The sequence below is a fragment of the Providencia stuartii genome, assembly GCF_029277985.1.
Lineage (GTDB): Bacteria > Pseudomonadota > Gammaproteobacteria > Enterobacterales > Enterobacteriaceae > Providencia > Providencia zhejiangensis.
Genome location: NZ_CP119546.1, coordinates 2,249,923 through 2,266,613, shown reverse-complemented (window position 1 = coordinate 2,266,613; position 16,691 = coordinate 2,249,923). Strand labels below are relative to the sequence as shown.

Genomic DNA, 16,691 nt, shown 5'->3' with positions numbered 1-16,691 from the left:
AGTAATATGATGAAAAAAATTTTATTCGCAATTATTTTGACAAGTATAACAATGTCATCATTAGCCGCAAACGTTAAGGTGTTCAATGGGCGTGGCTTAGTTGGAGTGTTTGGGAATTACACTGCAAAAAACAAAATGGTAACATACGGTAACGTTGGAGAATCTTATTTCTATGTTACATTAACCAATACTTTCAATGGTTCATATAACCGTTGCTATCAACCCGCTCTAATGCAAATTGATGGTATTTACGGAATACCAATTAGTAATGAACTAATGCTAGTGCCTGAGTTTATTTTTACAGATGAGCGAAGAAAGGGATTAGTTTATCCTCGGCCTGCCCCATTCGATATAGTAACAGGGCATTTCAATGGCAGGGGTTCAGGTACAAATCAATTTCCATGGTACCGGAATTGTATTTTTGAACCTTATCAAACAACGCCAGAAACTGTTATCGAACATGAGGTTTTCCTAACAGGTCGCTTGCTAGTATATGGAACTGGGAATCAAAAAAGTGGTACGTATTATTTAAAAGATAATATAGGCACCTCGATCAAAGACTGGCGTAATATTAATGAAGGGTCATGGGTAAAATTAGTAGATAAAGCGGATCCCATCAATGTCACTGTTTCTGGGCTAACATGCAGCTTGCAGACCCCGAATAAAATTAATTTTGGTATTCAAGATTCGAATGCAGCAGCAGGTACCCTATTAGCATCTGTTCAACGTCCGATAGCCATAAGTTGTAGTCAATTTAAGGATCAAGTTGATGCATATATTGGAATATCTGCTAACGTTAAACCCGAGTACTATTCAGGGAATAATTACGACGTTAATTTAATTAATTCAAGTAATCGAGCTGCTGCGTATGTAAAATTATTTGTGCACCACAACGGTTCTAAATTACCGATACGTTTAGACCAGACTATGGTCGAGCTTGGTCGTATTAAAGCAAATGAAAACAATATCAATATAACGAAAACGCTTGAATATGAGTTATATTCAAAGGGGGCAAGGATAACCGGTTTAGCACGTGGTTCCGTAGAACTTTCGGTTATTATGCGTTAAGTTTATCGTAAGATTGATTTTAAACTAGGCATTTTAAAATTAGCGATAGCTCACCAATAACCATGACAGTAGATTTAATACTGTGATTGACTCTAAAAAAGGGACTGAATATTGAGATAAAATCCTAATGGTAGTTTTTCATAATTTAACCATACGGGCTACCGTCTAAAAGATAATGTTGCATTGTGGTTAAGCGGATATCAATACAGTCGTTTTTTATCTTATATAAATCGAACATTTGGCAAATAAGATTTAATTTATTTTAAAAGATTATTTTGAATGTAAGGATACGATAACAACCTTAGGAGTTGGTTATAGCGGTTTCTATTTTTTAGGTAATATGATGAAAAAGATTTTATTCGCAATAGTTTTGACAAGTATAACGTTACCAACATTCGCTGCGGACGTTAAGGTATTTAATGGGCGAGGTTTAGTCGGGGTATTTGGTTATTATTGGAAAACTAACCGTATGACTACACATGCTAATATTGGTGATGTATACCCGTATGTTACTTTAACTAATCACTTTAATGGATACTACAACCAATGCCATCAACGTGTTATGATGGAAATCGATGGCATATGGGGAATACCGATTAGTAATGACTTAATGCTAGTCCCTGAGTTTACTTTTACGGATAGACGAACAAGACCGACTTATCCATACGTACCCATAGATACTGTAACAGGGCACTTTAATGGCTGGGGTTCTGGTACCAACCAATATGGATATAGCGCAGGGTGTGTTTTTGAACCTTATCAATCAACTCCCGAAATAAGTTTAGCTCATAATGTAACAATCACGGGGCGTTTGCTTGTTTATGGAACTGGAAATCAAAAAGGTGGCACATACTTTTTAAAAGATAATCTAGGAACTTCAATTAAAGACTGGCGTAATTTAAATGAAGGGGCATGGGTAATATTAGTTCCTAAAACTGAGCCAATAAATATCACGGTTTCTGGACTAACATGTAATTTACAGACTGCGAATAAAATTAATTTTGGTTTTCAAGACTCAGGTGCGGCTGAAGGCACTTTGTTAGCTTCTGTTCAACGTCCTATGACGATAAATTGTAGCCAATTTAAAGATCAAGTTGACGCCTATATCGGAATTTCAGCTAACGTTAAACCAGAGTTTTATTCTGGTAATGCTTTTGATGTTAATTTAAACACCGCAAGTCGTAGAGCTGCTGCATATGTGAAATTATTTGTACACCATAACGGTTCTAAATTACCGATACGTTTAGATCAGACGATGGTCGAGCTTGGACGTATTAACGCAAATGAAAACAATATCAATATGACGAAAACGCTTGAATATGAGTTATATTCAAAGGGGGCAGGGATAACCGGCGTAGCCCGTGGTTCCGTGGAACTTTCCGTTATTATGCGTTAAGTTTATCGTAAGATTGATTTTAAACCAGGCATTTTAAAATTAGCGATAGCTCACCAATAACCATGACAGTAGATTTGATACTGTGATTGACTCTAAAAAAGGGACTGAATATTGAGATAAAATCCTGATGGTAGTTTTTCATAATTTAACCATACGGGCTATCGTCTAAAAGATAATGTTGCATTGTGGTTAAGCGGATATTAATACAATCGTTTTTATCTTATATAAATCGAACACTTGGCAAATGAGATTCAATTTATTTTAAAAGATTATTGGGAATGTAAGGATACGATAACAACCTTAGGAGTTGGTTATAGCGGTTTCTATTTTTAGGTAATATGATGAAAAAGATTTTATTAGCAATGGTTTTGACGAGTATAACGTTACCAACATTCGCTGCGGACGTTAAGGTATTTAATGGGCGAGGTTTAGTCGGGGTATTTGGTTATTATTCGACAACTAACACTCATATTACATACGCTAATGTTGGTGATGTTTATCCGTATGTTTCGTTAACCAATTTTTTTAATGGTTCATTCAATCAATGCAATGATTCTACTTTGATGGAAATTGATGGTGTATTTGGGATACCAATTAGTAATGATTTAATGCTAGTGCCTGAATTTACTTTTACAAATAGACGAACAAGAGATACGTATCCTTACCAACGGATAGACACAGTAACAGGACATTTCAATGGTTGGGGGTCTGGTACTAATCAATTTCCACATTCTCGAAGCTGTATTTTTGAACCTTACCAATCAACACCTGTAATTACTCTACGACATAATGTAACAGTGACGGGTCGTTTGTTAGTTTACGGAACAGGGAATCAAAAAAGTGGAAGATACTATTTAAGGGATAATATAGGGACTTCTATTAAAGATTGGCGTACTCAGTATGAAGGCGCATGGTCGGTGCTAGTGCCAAAATCAGATCCAATAAATGTCACGGTTTCTGGGCTAACTTGTAATTTACAGACTGCGAATAAAATTAATTTTGGTATTCAAGACTCAGGTGCGGCTGAAGGTACTTTGTTAGCTTCTGTTCAACGTCCTATGACGATAAATTGTAGCCAATTTAAAGATCAAGTTGACGCCTATATCGGAATTTCAGCTAACGTTAAACCAGAGTTTTATTCTGGTAATGCTTTTGATGTTAATTTAAACAACGCAAGTCGTAGAGCTGCCGCATATGTGAAATTATTTGTACACCATAACGGTTCTAAATTACCGATACGTTTAGATCAGACGATGGTCGAGCTTGGACGTATTAACGCAAATGAAAACAATATCAATATGACGAAAACGCTTGAATATGAGTTATATTCAAAGGGGGCAGGGATAACCGGCGTAGCACGTGGTTCCGTGGAACTTTCCGTTATTATGCGTTAAGCGGTATCACTACAGGCAGTGAAGGATTACGCAAGCGAATATGTGGAACAAATCATACTGGCTGTAGTGGACGTAAATAACAATGTCGCGGGTGAAGTGTGGCTCACGTTCGTTAGGCTTCACACTCCATTATGATAACTAGCTCGATAAATTTTATTTTTACTTAACGTTGATGGTATTAATTATAAAGTTGTTGTGAGTGATAGTAAAAGTATTCCAAGTGTCTCTACGAGCAATGGCCAAACTAATTACAATCATGCCGAGCAGAAATTGTTTAGTGATATAAATGATAATTACAAAGGTAAAAACGCCGAAATTGCGATTGCGGTAGAGAATACATCCCAAAAGGTGCCCGGTATGTGTGATGGTTGCCAGCAAACTAGCTTGGAGTTTGCAAAACAAAACGAACGTTTTAATATAACTATTTACCAAGGCACAACAGGAATTAGAAAAGAATGAGCACATCATTAATCGCATGTTTACACGCTGTATATCCCGAGTTAGAAATAGATATAAGTAAAATCAAAGGATATACAGGAGATGAAATACAGAAAATTGAGCGCCTCTACGATATTAAAGTAGTTGGCCAACTTCGTGATTTTTTGAGCTGTATGGGCCGATGCAGCGGTGGCTTTTTTGGTGATGACCTGCTTATGTTTTACAGGGAAATCAAAAGTGTTCGCTCTCATGTACTTTCTCAATTAACACTTCGAGATAATTTATGTTCATTGCAGCTCTGGGAATTAGTTAATAAAAAACCATTCTTAGTATCATTTGAGAATCAAACTCAATATTATTTTTTGTTAACTGAATCTGATGCCCCAGACTTGGTTTATCATTATGATGAGAATGAAGACACGGTCGAAGCAACTCATTGGACTTTTTATGAGCATATCAAAAACCTTGTAGATACCGATACTCGAATGCACAAAAAAAACATGACACCAGATTATTGCGGAGAACTAATTATTATTTAGGTAAGTTAGAAATAGTTGGTTGGTTTGATTAGCATATAAATATGGGTAGCTAATAATTTAGCTACCCAACCATGAACAGTCTACGCCAGCCTATACCTTCAAAAAATAAAGTATCGGTTTTGGGATGCTAATAATCATTGCAACGGTCGTAGCGCTCGTGCCTTTTCGCTAAACCAAATTTCCACGATCTTTGCAAGCCCAAGTTTATCCTACAAGAATCAGAGATGATCGGTCAGGTTAATTCGCTGCTTTTTTAATCCCCCCCTAAAGTCATAAATCCCACTGCCAATTGCACATTTGCCGCCAATAACGGGTAAAACGCAATTTTCTTTCATTTCTGTTTTCAAAAAGAGCGGTTGTGTGTTATCCCCCAAATAATAAGTGCAAATACGCTAACTAATGCACCTAAAATACAAACACCATTCCAACCTGCATAAGCATACATGGCCGTTGAGCTGATAGCGTCCAAACCACTACCTATTGCATAAAACATCATATATAAGCTGATCATTCTGCTGTTTGCTTCCGGTTTAGTACGATACACGTTCAATATTAGTGGATAAAGAGACGGGTGCAGAAATTGGATTAATGTTACCAGTCAGCAAAGATGGAAAGGTTTTAGATGCCAAAGCCACATTTGTGAAGAAAGTGGTAGAGTGATAGATATTTCGACTATTCGATTGATGCCATAATTTTTCTATAAATCTACATGTTCAAGTTAAGTTATATGAATATGAAGCTGAAAAGGAATTTTTGCATTTTTTCTGTGATTTATTGGGGATTAGAGGGGGGTTTTAAGGATGAACATACCTTTACTGATTTTTATATTACAGTGATTAACGGGGTAATAATACAAGTCTGTGATGGCGCGGATATTGATAAGCTTAATCAAGTGATTCTCAATGAGATCAAAGCATGGCCAATTTTTGGTGTTGATGTTAACTAGCAATAATCAGGAAATAAAATTAATACTATGATTGAACCTAAAATTCGCCTACTCGGAATAGCTGATGTACAAGATTTTCGTAACATTCGCTTGTCAGCGTTGAAGAAATCGCCAGAGATGTTCGGCTCCACTTATGATTGTGAGGAAAAGCAGCCACTTCAATCATTTGTAAAACGGTTGGATAGTTTTACGGCATTCGGTGCATACATAGACGGAAAGATTGTCGGTTTGTGTGTTTTTAAACAAGAGGATGGCGTTAAAGATGCTCACAAAGCTTATTTATCGAGTGTTTTTGTTGAGCCTGAATTTCGAGGGTTAGGTATAGCTGAAAAACTATTACAGTCAGTGAAAAATTATGCGATTAAGCATGTTGAACAAATCATGCTGAGCGTAGTAGATGGAAATGTCGCCGCTATCAAGCTCTATGAAAAACAGGGTTTCAAAATCTACGGTGTGGAACCTCGTGCACTGAAAGAGGGCACGGAATATCGGGATGAAATTCTGATGGCGTTAATTCTTCGCTAAACCGTTCAATATCATCCTGAGTTTATTGAATAAGGGTAAAAGCACCGGCGCAATCCTTAAGTGCAATAATTTCCGGAACAGTTGTAACGGATAGTCTTGATGATGAAATAGAAGAGCTTACGAAATGGGCAATTCGTTAAATAATGAAGAACGTCTTTATGTGACGTTGTCACTTATTTTTGTTGATAACGCTATAGACTACGATTATATAGCTTACATGGTTAAAAATTATGATATTAAATACATTGAAGATGTGTTGTTTAATTATGTGGCTCCAGCTTGCTACTTCAATGTTATATCGCCAGTTCCGCCTGTTTGTTATTTTTTTGATGAAGAGCAATTGCTTACAGAGATAGAAAAAATAAAAAGTATAAAAAACAAATTCTTAGGAAGGCTAAAAATGTCTTTTTTTACCTATTATCTTAAGATGGTGTTTAAAAATGAATGGATTCAGTTGAAATCACGTTTATAAAAATAATATTTTTAATAAATAGTTAATAGAATCACGGGGTCACTACAGGTAATGATTCTGATATCAAAGGAGAATAGGGTAGTAGTATTTTATCAAGGCATAATAGTTGCTCTTTCGTTAAACTCCGGTAATTGGGACTGTGCTTCATATCACCTGGCTGTACTTTGCTAAAATTCTGAGCGATTACTTTATGTAGCATCCGTTTCAATCGCGTGGCGTCCAGATGTCATACCTGTCAATCTATTGAAAGCACTGATTCCTATTTATTAAAAGAATTTAGACATTGTTCGTAGGTGCTCAGCATTATTTTTGCATGATTCAAAAGATACATTTTGAATTGAAACTATGCTTTTAGTACTTTTTTATTACCCAAGTGATGATAGAAACCATCCAATTCAGAAATGCAATTTGCAATATCGTCGTTAGATTCCCCGAAAGAAAAATCGAATCTTTTACTGAATTTATTTTCCCAACACTTAAAGAAATACTTCAGCGTGAACAATTCCTTTTCTTGGTGCGGAAACGTAGAAGTGAAAACTTTCTTATTGAGTATATTGCAACAAACAAGGATGGAAGAGTTGGTTTGCTCATCGATTTAGGTCAGTATTTGTTTCTTATCCATGCTGTACTACGTATCTCATTAAAATGCACAGATTGGCAAGAAGTGAAGTGATTAAATTTTTAACACGTATCTGAATCAACAGGGGTTAGAAGCGCTAATTCATTGAAAGGGATTCATCTTATGAAGCTATTGGTCATTATATTCTATTTAACATAATATGCATTATGCGAACCCAAAAGTGAAATGAAGAAATCCAGTGTTCTGGCTGGTTAATCGTGTTGGTTCGTTTAGGCACTAAATAGATGTTATTTTCATCATCTGCTATCATTATGTACAATCTTAGGTCTCCGTGGTAAGTTCAAATGAACCCGATATAATTAGTTATTTTACGGAAAGTCCGTAATTGTCTTGAGACTACCCCTGTAGTACACAGGACGGGGAGTTTTAGAGTTAAAACTTTTAGTGAGGTTAAAATGAATAAGCATAACAGATCTATTACCCTACACTGTCCTGTCTGTAGCAATACTGAATTTGAAATATATGGAGAGCAAGATGCTACTAAATGCTTTGATTGTGGCTATGAATTAACGAAAGATGAATTAATTCGGGAAAATGATGAAAACATTCAAGCCAATGTTAACGAAATGAAAGAAGATATTATTAAAGACATAAAAAAAATGTTTAAGAAATCGTTCAAATAATAAATAGAGGTTAAAAATGGATGCGAGTGCTTGGATTGCTTTATTTGCTTTAATTGTTTCCATTTATACTGTGATTTCATCCGAGATAAGAAATAGGCGAAATAAAAAAGAAAATAAAATTCTAGAAGAAAGACAAAATGAACTCACAAGGCTTTTATTAGAAAAAGAAACTGAAAGTTTTATTGAAAATAAGAAAGCTGACTTGGAATTGGAAAGTAATAAGATAGGCTCGCACAATGCACTCTATATGTAAAGATGAACCTTCCCGATTGCGGTAAACCCCAAAACCATTCTACCGCAATCGCTCAGGACCCTTTTGTAACATAGCGTTATACATTAAGTGAACTAAATAATATTTACGGTTTAGTATGTTTAATTACGTACCGAGAAGCGAATAAAAAATAATTTCCTGAAGAAATGGTTATGAGTGTAAAACGCTCAGAACTAGGACTATTACGGTTGAGTATTATCCCCCTTCCCTTTACCACATATGATCGGTTATCTGAGTTGGTTTCTTAATACCTGACATCTAATGTATAAATGACATGAACTAGCCTGAGCTTTACCCTTGAAGAAATATCTACCGGTGTGCATTAACCCTTTTAATAATAGTCACAACCAATTCTGTATACGTATGCTGTTATTGATGTAGCCATAAAATCTCTTTCTACCCTTAGCGTCTCTGCGAATCCACAAACCAGCCAAGTAAGAACATACACTTTGTTGTCAAGACGTTTTACGTTCATTTTTGAGGTTCTTTATATCGAAAAATGAATTTTACTAGGCGTACATAGCTTATCAGTCTAAGAGCATAATACTATTCTGTGGATTCTTCTTTATTCGTAAGGACAATTAATATCTTTTAAGTTTGCGTAATTTTACTTACTCATCTATAACTTTATTTAATCGAAATCAATTTGAGGATGACATGGTGAATTAATTATTTGAAATTTAAGTATTGAAATTGGAATTGTTTCAGCTAATACGATTAAAAATTAAATCAAAGGTATCATTTTAATACAATATAGGAAATTAACTCATGTTTAAATACTCTATTCTTGCTATTCTATTAGGGTTAAATATCTCCGTTGTGCATGCTAATTATATTGACGAATATAGCAGTGAAAGATCTGAAAATTGGAATTGCTGGGGACGTTTATATTATACATTCGAAAATAGAAACAACGATAATAAGAAAGTCTCTTTAAGTATTAATACAGACATATGCGATAGAAAGGAAATTAGACCATTATTTGTTGATGTTTATTTGCATAATATCAAATTTAGCGGGGCAAGTTATAATAAAACCTCAATTGATATTATTGTTGATATAGAACATAAGTTAACTGGTCAAACTGAAGTTATGCGAATAACTGAGGATGTTGGCAAGGTTAGTGAGTATATGAAGCGGTTTGAGTATCCTGCTGCAAAGTCTGGGGAATATGAAATAACTATCAAACAAATTTGGTTGATGTTTAGAAATAATGGCCGTACTGTTGGTTCATTCCAAATAAGAGGTGATAATGTTCGTACTGGGAATGGCTATATAAAGCCTAACTACACCAACGATGCAGTAATGGCGTTAATTAATGAGGCTAAAAAAGAAACTTTGCAAACTGGCAAACCAAGTCATATCGTTTTTGGTGGAAACTACGAAATCCCAATGAGCACAGGCTCTGGAAAATATACCCTTGCGAATAAAGGGAATCTATTAATTATACCGAGGGTGAGAAATAATGAGAAATATATTATTCCTCATTTGCTGGGTGATACTCACAAAGGGGAAGCAGCTCGATGCGAAGGCACTGCTTCCGCCCGCACGTCAGACGGTACGCTTGAGTATGCTGAGCTATATAATCCAGACGAGGCTTGGTTAAAGCTTGAAAAGCCATTAGTAGCGCTGAATGCAAATTACTTTGATGTGAGGCCTCAATTAAATGGAGCGACTTGGAAAAGCAATAAATGCTCAACGCCTTTGGGGATTTATTTTGATAATATTTCTAACGGGCCAACACAAGGTACTCACAACGAACCCAATAAGTATTTTGCGGGGCCTAGCTATTTCATTGATGAAGATGGCAGCAAAGCGCCGCTTGATGCCCTGTTTTGGAAAATGGATTTAAATTCAAGCATTGAAGTATATTACAGCAACGGTGTATCTGATCCAGCGATCGAACAACATGCTATAGAGTTAGACAATAGTGGTTATAAATTCCTTGCTATTGCAGGAACAGGATTACCTCTTAGTGTTGTTTCACCAAAACCTACACCTGATTCGGGTTCGTCAGAAACTACCCGCATAGGCATTGCTGCGGACGATAATAATAGTGTGATTTATGTGTTTCAAGGCGGAAGTTACCGTAATGGGATAAGTAGAACGGATCTTAAAAATCTGTATTATGGTTTAGGTGTTTCAAGTTCAATGGAACTCGATGGAGGTGGGTCTGCCGCCATTGCGATAGACAGTAATGCTTTTGTCGTTAAGGGTGATGCAAGGCCTTCCTCATCATGCGACACGTCGGGGGTCTGGTGTTCATTAATATCTCAGCCCGACGGTAAACATAGACCAGTACCTTCATGGTTAGGGCTATCTATCAATAAATAGTGATAAAAGAAGAGCTGAGTTTACTGCTCTTCTTTTTGAGCAAGGTAACATTGGTTAGTTATTTTTAATCAAAAGGATGGCATCCGAGACTAACCTTTCTTCTTCATCAGAAAAGGGACCTGTAGGCTTGCCGTCTACAATCATCACTGATGACCCGCCACCATCAAGGTTCATCGCAGTGATAGCGCCTAGCGCCTTCATTAAACGCCCCATTTCTGTAATGGTTGCCCCTTCTGAATTAGTTGGATTTCTTCCATAAACAACCGCGATGAAAAGAACATTGTCTTTAGTGATACCAATAGCTGTCCGAGGGTGCCGGCGAAGTACCCAGCCTTCATAAAACCCCTCTCTATTTTCGGAATCATTTGCGAGTGACAATCCATCATCGTCTTGACTTTGGTTAAGATCCTTTATTTTAGGGTAAGGATCCCAGCCCTGAGTAGCTCTGATTTCAATAGGAATATTTCCATTCACAAGAAGAGAAGGCCCAGCACTTATCATTGTTATTCCAGGTTTGAGTGTGAATTCTTTATTATCAATAAAAACTTTGTGAACTAGCTTCACGGGTATATCTTTCTTCAATTCCAACTTTTTATTACCAGTCACCTGAATGTAAGTTTTATCACTCTCTATTTTTGTATTTACTTTATCTGAATAACTTATAATATCGCCACGTTTATTTATTATTATTTCTGTCGCCGTTACATTTGGGGTGTGGTTTCCATACATGCGGTTATAAGCAATAACTTCGTTATCATTGTGACACACAAAATCATGAACAGGTTTTTCTGTTGGCTTGCTTTCATAACCGCCACAATTTAACAATTTTCCCGGAACTCTATTTAACCCGTTTATTTGGTAACTCAGGTCACCTTGCGTTATAAATGATTTTGTTACCACTGACGTTCCAAAAAATACATTTGTTTTATTACCACTGTTGTCAAAAATAATGACGGGTCTATTATTTGTAGCCTCGCGTATCAACTCTCCATTACTTACATATATACCTGCTGGAGCGCCGTAATCACCGACTGAATTATCAAAGGCAAAAAAACCACCATTTACGCCTGCGATTGCTTTTTTTCTGTCAATCATTGATGTAACGGATTCTGCTCCCTGTATTGTATCTTTAGCTAGGGCGCTAACAATCTTCCCATCAAATTTATTTAAATCAATCTTTAATACGCTAATATCGAATGGCCCACTTGTATGCAAACCTTCCTGTGCGCTATACCGCACATTAAATTCAAGGCCTTTGGCTTGTAATTTATCCGCCTTGTCTTTAGCTTCATTTTGGTTATTAAAACCCTTAATTCTAATTATGGGGCCAATGAAATTGCCTAGTGGCGCTGTTTCAGGGGCGAAATTGACTTCAAAGGGAATATTTAAATTTTTAAGTTCGTCTATATATTTTTGTTTTGTCTGAGAATTTATTACATCAGTGGAAAGAATATACCCATCCTTCCCTACTGTTCCTCTTTTTATTTCATACAGAGTGGCTCCTTCACTCAAATCTTTTTTAATTACGGACTGGTTCAATTTTGGCTCTCCGATATTTAGATCAGGAACAATCCAATCAGAGGCATAGCTTAATAAGGGGGCCGCCGTAAGTAATGCCAGTAATATTATTCTTCGCATTAGAATTTCCTCAGGTGTCAAAGTACCGAGGATACATAATTCGTGATGAACAATATGTAACATGCATCATAATTTAACTATTTGGTGGAATATATAGATAAAATTGGAAAGATAAGTTAAAACAGCTAAATATTGTCCAGTTTGACCTTGAGTTACAAAGTTATTTCTCTCTCTATAAAATATAATAACACTTTTGAATTCGCATGCTGTGGTTTGATGTAAGCGTAAGGCCCTTCTCTGCCGTTAGCATCACGGAATAACTTCATCTCCCTCAATGCCAAGTTCGGATTGAGGCATTCTATTCATCTGTTTGATTTGTTTATCAAACCATTCTCACATTTTCTAGAATGATGACGAAGAGAAAATGCGAAACAATTGTGACCCACAAAGAGCATTTGCTTCCTTAGAGTTAAACGACTTAGCAGACCTATGCGAGGCTTCAGTTTGGAGCAAGTTTATTTTAGCGCTGGACTTTATGTTTTTAAAATAAAAACGGAAATGTTATTTTGGATAGATTGTAATGTCGTATGAGCAATCAAACGAAAAGTTTATTTACTGGTTTATATAAATGCATAAGGCTTAATAATTTAGCCTTACGCAATCAAGCTATTTTTGAAGATTTTTATTATTAGCGATAATGCTGCTAATTAAAGACTCTCCAGGGAAGTCAGCAATTATTATTCCAACCGTTCGATTAACGCCCAGCCTGTTGTATTGATTAATTTTATCTCTTGTCAAAATATTTGTACCTTCAAACGCGATTGTACAAATCCCAATAAAACAAGAAACCCTAGGAAAATCAGGATAGCTATACTTCCAGCCCGGGGTCGTTAGTCCTGTAGATAACCTTGGGGCTGAAGTACCAGGAGATGAGTGACCGCTTGCTACAAAGTAAGGAAATGAACCTCCAGAACCACTCAGATAGTTAATATATGTAGTACGAGAACTACCTCTTGTTGCTGTCGCTAACTGTTCTTTAACATGTTCCCACTTCGTGTATAAGTCCCAATTGGTTTTAAGATGATATTCATCTTGTATATTAGCCTGCCAATAGGAGACGCCATAGTCCCAAAACTCCCTTCCATCACTCAATATGGCAAACTTCCCCCTCACTTCAGCCAATCTTGTATTTAAAGACGTTAACTTCACATATTTATCCTTATGCAAGGAAATGTAATATTCTAGGGTTTCACTCATAGAGCGAGTGTTGTTATTATTTGGCTTCATTTCTTCTTTCAATCTAAATATAACGGTTTCGGATGGGTTCTTTTCCAGAAACCTATCAACGGAGTTAAGAAAATCGCCAAACATGACGTCTAGGAAAACAGTCCCATGATGCAAAGCAAACCTGTCGCTCGTATGCCTAACACGTATATCAAACATCCGAATTCCATATTCAAGTTGTTGATCAAAATTAAGAGTTTGAGTTGCGACGCTATCAACAAAACCTTTGTAAGCTGCGCTATCATGTGTACCTGGTATCGCTATCTCAGAAAGTAACACATCATCCCTAATCGAGCTCATCCACTTTGATTTACTAGTGAATCCGTCACTAGCCTTTCTGAAGTACGCAGAATCCCAATGAGCATGACTTGTGGTGCAAAAAGACATTATTAGAATATAGAAAAATATCTTTAACATGTTTTGTGCCCTTGATTTGGAGAGAAGAACATTTTGAATAAAGTGAAAAATCACGCGTTAGTTATGAGTGCAGCCATCTAAATGATAGCATTTTAGTGAAATAATGGAGTAACCTGGCAAGGAAGATTTTTTTATAAGAACTAATAAAAACAGATAGATAGCCGTTATTATTGCACCAGTAATAATATTGGTAATTAATAATTTGAAAGGCAGTTTTATTGAATTTATTACAAGATTTTGGCCGATCCGCTGGCATTTCCAAGATACCGTTAGGATTATCACTCACGGTTTGAATCACATTGACCCGATTTTATTCTTTATCCGACATAGCCACCAATATTTTAATGCCCTTTATTTCAGCAAAAGATTGACTTCTTTATGCTGAAAAATGACGTTTTTATTAACTTATACAGCTTCAGAACAGCAAATTGTGAAGATTGTAGCTACCAAGTTTGGGGCCTCACAGCGTCATCCCTCTACTCTTTATTGTGTAATAACAATAAGTTTTTTGTAGATCATTACTGCAAGCGCGTTAGAATAACGGAACACTAAGCAATAATAAGAGACAGGGGTAAGCATGATCATTTTAGTTACAGGAGCATCATCAGGTTTTGGCGAAGCAATTGCTCGTCGTTTCATTCAGCATGGAGCAACCGTTATTGGTACCGGTCGACGAACTGAACGTTTAGTCGCATTACAAAAAGAGTTAGGCGATAAATTTCACCCTATTACGCTTGATATTCGTGATAGAGAAGCTATTCAATCAGCAATTGCAGGCTTGCCAGCATCACTAAAAAACATTGATGTATTAGTTAATAACGCGGGCTTAGCGTTGGGTATCGAACCTGCCTTCAATGCCAATCCAGAAGATTGGGCCACCATGATTGATACTAATACTAAAGGGTTGGTTAACATGACTTATGAAGTACTGCAAACGATGGTGGCCAATAATCATGGACATATTATTAACATTGGCTCAACCGCTGCAAATTGGCCATATAAAGGTGGTAACGTTTATGGTGCAACCAAAGCTTTTGTTAGGCAGTTTTCACTAGGTTTGCGTGCAGATCTTCAAGGTAAAAAAGTACGTGTCACTGACATTGAACCTGGCTTGGTTGGCGGAACTGAGTTTTCTAATGTTCGACTCAATGGCGATGATGCTAAAGCTGCTAATATATATAAAGGCGCCGATGCACTTACCCCTGAAGATATCGCTGAAACAGTTTATTGGGTCTCTACCTTGCCTGCTCGCATGAATGTGAATACACTTGAATTAATGCCTGTGTGCCAAACATTTGCAGGTTTAACCGTTCATAAAGAAGAGTGATTTTTCGTACTTTTCTAAAGGGATTCGCCTCATATTTGTGTTTAAATAGCGAAATGGAACTCATTTAGTCAGGATTTAATGATGAACTCATCTCTCAAAGTTGTTAAGCAAGGCTTGTCAGCATTATTGCTGTGTCTTCCTTTGTTAGGGCTTTCTTCAGCGCATGCTGCGAATGTCAACTGCACTGCGGGAAGTACTTGTGTAACGTCAGGAAATGTTGATAGTGTTCTGACGAAAGAGCAAGCTCGCCAAGAAAAAGAACAGTGGGATCAAACACGTCAGTTACGTACAAAAGTGAATGCGCGCACTGAAAAAGAGTTCGATAAGGTTGATGCCGCGTTTGATGCGAAAGATGCATGCGAAAAAAGTCTTAATTTAAATGCTTATTGGGAACCTAATACACAACGTTGTCTTGATGTAAATACTGGACGCCCATTAGCTCGCCCATAACTCATTAACCTAATTAAGGAGTTATTATGAAAACGAGACTTATACTTCCAGCACTGTGTATCCTGTTTGCCCCTGTATTAGCACAGGCATCATGTGAAAGTGTGATTGAAGAAATTAAGCAAAAGATTATCAATAATGGTGTACCTGCTGATAATTTTAGCTTAGTGGCTGTTCCAAATGACGAAGTCGATCAAACACAAGGACAGGTTGTTGGCCACTGTCAGAATGAAACGTATAAAATCATTTATACTCGTCACCAATAAAATAGCTAGGGCGCTTTGAGCGCCCTTTTCAATTTTATCTAAGCATATTCACACATAAATTCTTTAAGCTTATCTTTATCTAAATATTGACAGAGTTCTTTCTCTTCTGGCCGCAATAAATAGGGGATCTCACCGAGTAATGGTGCTTTTAAGTGCTTTTGTAATCGACTAATAATCTGAGCGTAATGGGCAAGACCTGGATTAATTCGGTTCGCTATCCAGCCGACAAGTGGTAAACCATCGGCTCGTATTGCCTCTGCTGTAAGCAATGTGTGATTAACACAACCGTGTTGAATTCCGACAACAAGTATTACACCAACCTTTTGGCCTTTTAACCAATCAGTGTAAAACGTATTGTCATCTAATAAATAACGCCAGCCACCATTACCTTCGATAACAACGGTATCGCATTGACTATTTAGGTTTTCTAAGCCTAGTTTAATTTTACTGAAATCAATACGGTTTTCGTGATTGTAATTATCTTTAATTTTTATTGGATTGATATCATCATATGATACAACCTCTTGTGATATCCCATGAATGAGTAAAGCATCCTTATTTCTCATACCTTCTGGAGTATCAATACATTGATCAGCAATAGGCTTGTAGCCTACCGCTTTAATTCCTTGGCTATTAAGCGCCTGCAATATGGCCAATGTGGATACTGTCTTCCCGACATCTGTATCTGTCCCGGTAATAAATAGATTCATCATAGTTATTTTCTAT

The 16,691-nt window shown here is 36.6% G+C and carries 18 protein-coding genes; 14 read left to right on the top strand and 4 right to left on the bottom strand.

Annotated elements, in window-relative coordinates; translation table 11 throughout:
* Window positions 1-6 precede the first annotated feature (6 nt).
* From P2E05_RS09910 to P2E05_RS09890, 5 genes are all read left to right on the top strand, one after another.
* Window positions 7-1,068 (top strand): hypothetical protein, encoded by a 1,062-nt coding sequence (locus P2E05_RS09910; RefSeq protein ID WP_276122727.1) that lies wholly within the window; start codon window positions 7-9, stop codon window positions 1,066-1,068.
* Window positions 1,069-1,411: 343 nt separating this feature from the next.
* Window positions 1,412-2,464, top strand: a complete 1,053-nt coding sequence (locus P2E05_RS09905) for a hypothetical protein (protein ID WP_276145363.1) — start codon at window positions 1,412-1,414, stop codon at window positions 2,462-2,464.
* Window positions 2,465-2,826: 362 nt separating this feature from the next.
* Complete coding sequence (locus tag P2E05_RS09900) at window positions 2,827-3,858, top strand: hypothetical protein (protein ID WP_230085799.1); 1,032 nt, start codon at window positions 2,827-2,829, stop codon at window positions 3,856-3,858.
* Between the two features lie 195 nt (window positions 3,859-4,053).
* Window positions 4,054-4,317, top strand: a complete 264-nt coding sequence (locus P2E05_RS09895; protein WP_154622720.1) for a hypothetical protein — start codon at window positions 4,054-4,056, stop codon at window positions 4,315-4,317.
* The gene (locus tag P2E05_RS09890) at window positions 4,314-4,835 is read left to right on the top strand and encodes a hypothetical protein (RefSeq protein ID WP_154622719.1); all 522 of its coding nucleotides are present in this window, start codon (window positions 4,314-4,316) and stop codon (window positions 4,833-4,835) included. Before P2E05_RS09895 ends, P2E05_RS09890 begins: the two co-directional genes overlap by 4 nt.
* A gap of 343 nt (window positions 4,836-5,178) precedes the next feature.
* Here P2E05_RS09890 and P2E05_RS09885 read toward each other — a convergent pair whose 3' ends face one another.
* A complete protein-coding gene (locus tag P2E05_RS09885; protein ID WP_230085798.1) occupies window positions 5,179-5,346 on the bottom strand; it encodes a hypothetical protein in 168 nt (55 codons plus the stop codon).
* Between the two features lie 222 nt (window positions 5,347-5,568).
* On the opposite strand from P2E05_RS09885, the gene P2E05_RS09880 reads away from it, so the two are divergent.
* The 6 genes from P2E05_RS09880 (at window position 5,569) to P2E05_RS09855 (ending at window position 10,646) form a co-directional block, all read left to right on the top strand.
* Window positions 5,569-5,781, top strand: a complete 213-nt coding sequence (locus tag P2E05_RS09880; protein WP_154622718.1) for a hypothetical protein — start codon at window positions 5,569-5,571, stop codon at window positions 5,779-5,781.
* A gap of 27 nt (window positions 5,782-5,808) precedes the next feature.
* On the top strand, window positions 5,809-6,306 hold the full coding sequence (locus P2E05_RS09875; RefSeq protein ID WP_154622717.1) for a GNAT family N-acetyltransferase: 498 nt from the start codon (window positions 5,809-5,811) through the stop codon (window positions 6,304-6,306).
* Window positions 6,307-6,430: 124 nt separating this feature from the next.
* Window positions 6,431-6,778, top strand: a complete 348-nt coding sequence (locus P2E05_RS09870) for a DUF7079 family protein (protein WP_276122725.1) — start codon at window positions 6,431-6,433, stop codon at window positions 6,776-6,778.
* 1,035 nt (window positions 6,779-7,813) lie between these two features.
* Window positions 7,814-8,041, top strand: coding sequence for an ECs_2282 family putative zinc-binding protein (locus tag P2E05_RS09865; RefSeq protein WP_163861618.1), 228 nt, complete (start codon window positions 7,814-7,816; stop codon window positions 8,039-8,041).
* 16 nt (window positions 8,042-8,057) lie between these two features.
* Complete coding sequence (locus tag P2E05_RS09860) at window positions 8,058-8,294, top strand: hypothetical protein (RefSeq protein WP_276122724.1); 237 nt, start codon at window positions 8,058-8,060, stop codon at window positions 8,292-8,294.
* A 786-nt stretch (window positions 8,295-9,080) separates the two neighbouring features.
* Window positions 9,081-10,646, top strand: coding sequence for a phosphodiester glycosidase family protein (locus tag P2E05_RS09855; protein WP_163861613.1), 1,566 nt, complete (start codon window positions 9,081-9,083; stop codon window positions 10,644-10,646).
* Between the two features lie 54 nt (window positions 10,647-10,700).
* Here P2E05_RS09855 and P2E05_RS09850 read toward each other — a convergent pair whose 3' ends face one another.
* Together P2E05_RS09850 and P2E05_RS09845 are read right to left on the bottom strand one after the other, a co-directional pair.
* Window positions 10,701-12,284: a phosphodiester glycosidase family protein gene (locus P2E05_RS09850; protein ID WP_276122723.1), complete on the bottom strand. Its 1,584-nt coding sequence runs from the start codon at window positions 12,282-12,284 to the stop codon at window positions 10,701-10,703.
* 606 nt (window positions 12,285-12,890) lie between these two features.
* Complete coding sequence (locus tag P2E05_RS09845) at window positions 12,891-13,925, bottom strand: phosphatidylinositol-specific phospholipase C (RefSeq protein ID WP_272657772.1); 1,035 nt, start codon at window positions 13,923-13,925, stop codon at window positions 12,891-12,893.
* 577 nt (window positions 13,926-14,502) lie between these two features.
* On the opposite strand from P2E05_RS09845, the gene ydfG reads away from it, so the two are divergent.
* From ydfG to P2E05_RS09830, 3 genes are all read left to right on the top strand, one after another.
* Window positions 14,503-15,252, top strand: coding sequence for a bifunctional NADP-dependent 3-hydroxy acid dehydrogenase/3-hydroxypropionate dehydrogenase YdfG (gene ydfG, locus P2E05_RS09840; RefSeq protein ID WP_154635672.1), 750 nt, complete (start codon window positions 14,503-14,505; stop codon window positions 15,250-15,252).
* Between the two features lie 81 nt (window positions 15,253-15,333).
* Window positions 15,334-15,702, top strand: a complete 369-nt coding sequence (locus P2E05_RS09835) for a DUF1283 family protein (protein WP_154635671.1) — start codon at window positions 15,334-15,336, stop codon at window positions 15,700-15,702.
* Window positions 15,703-15,728: 26 nt separating this feature from the next.
* On the top strand, window positions 15,729-15,965 hold the full coding sequence (locus P2E05_RS09830) for a DUF1161 domain-containing protein (RefSeq protein WP_154635670.1): 237 nt from the start codon (window positions 15,729-15,731) through the stop codon (window positions 15,963-15,965).
* A 38-nt stretch (window positions 15,966-16,003) separates the two neighbouring features.
* Here P2E05_RS09830 and bioD read toward each other — a convergent pair whose 3' ends face one another.
* Complete coding sequence (gene bioD, locus P2E05_RS09825) at window positions 16,004-16,678, bottom strand: dethiobiotin synthase (protein ID WP_154635669.1); 675 nt, start codon at window positions 16,676-16,678, stop codon at window positions 16,004-16,006.
* Window positions 16,679-16,691 lie beyond the last annotated feature (13 nt).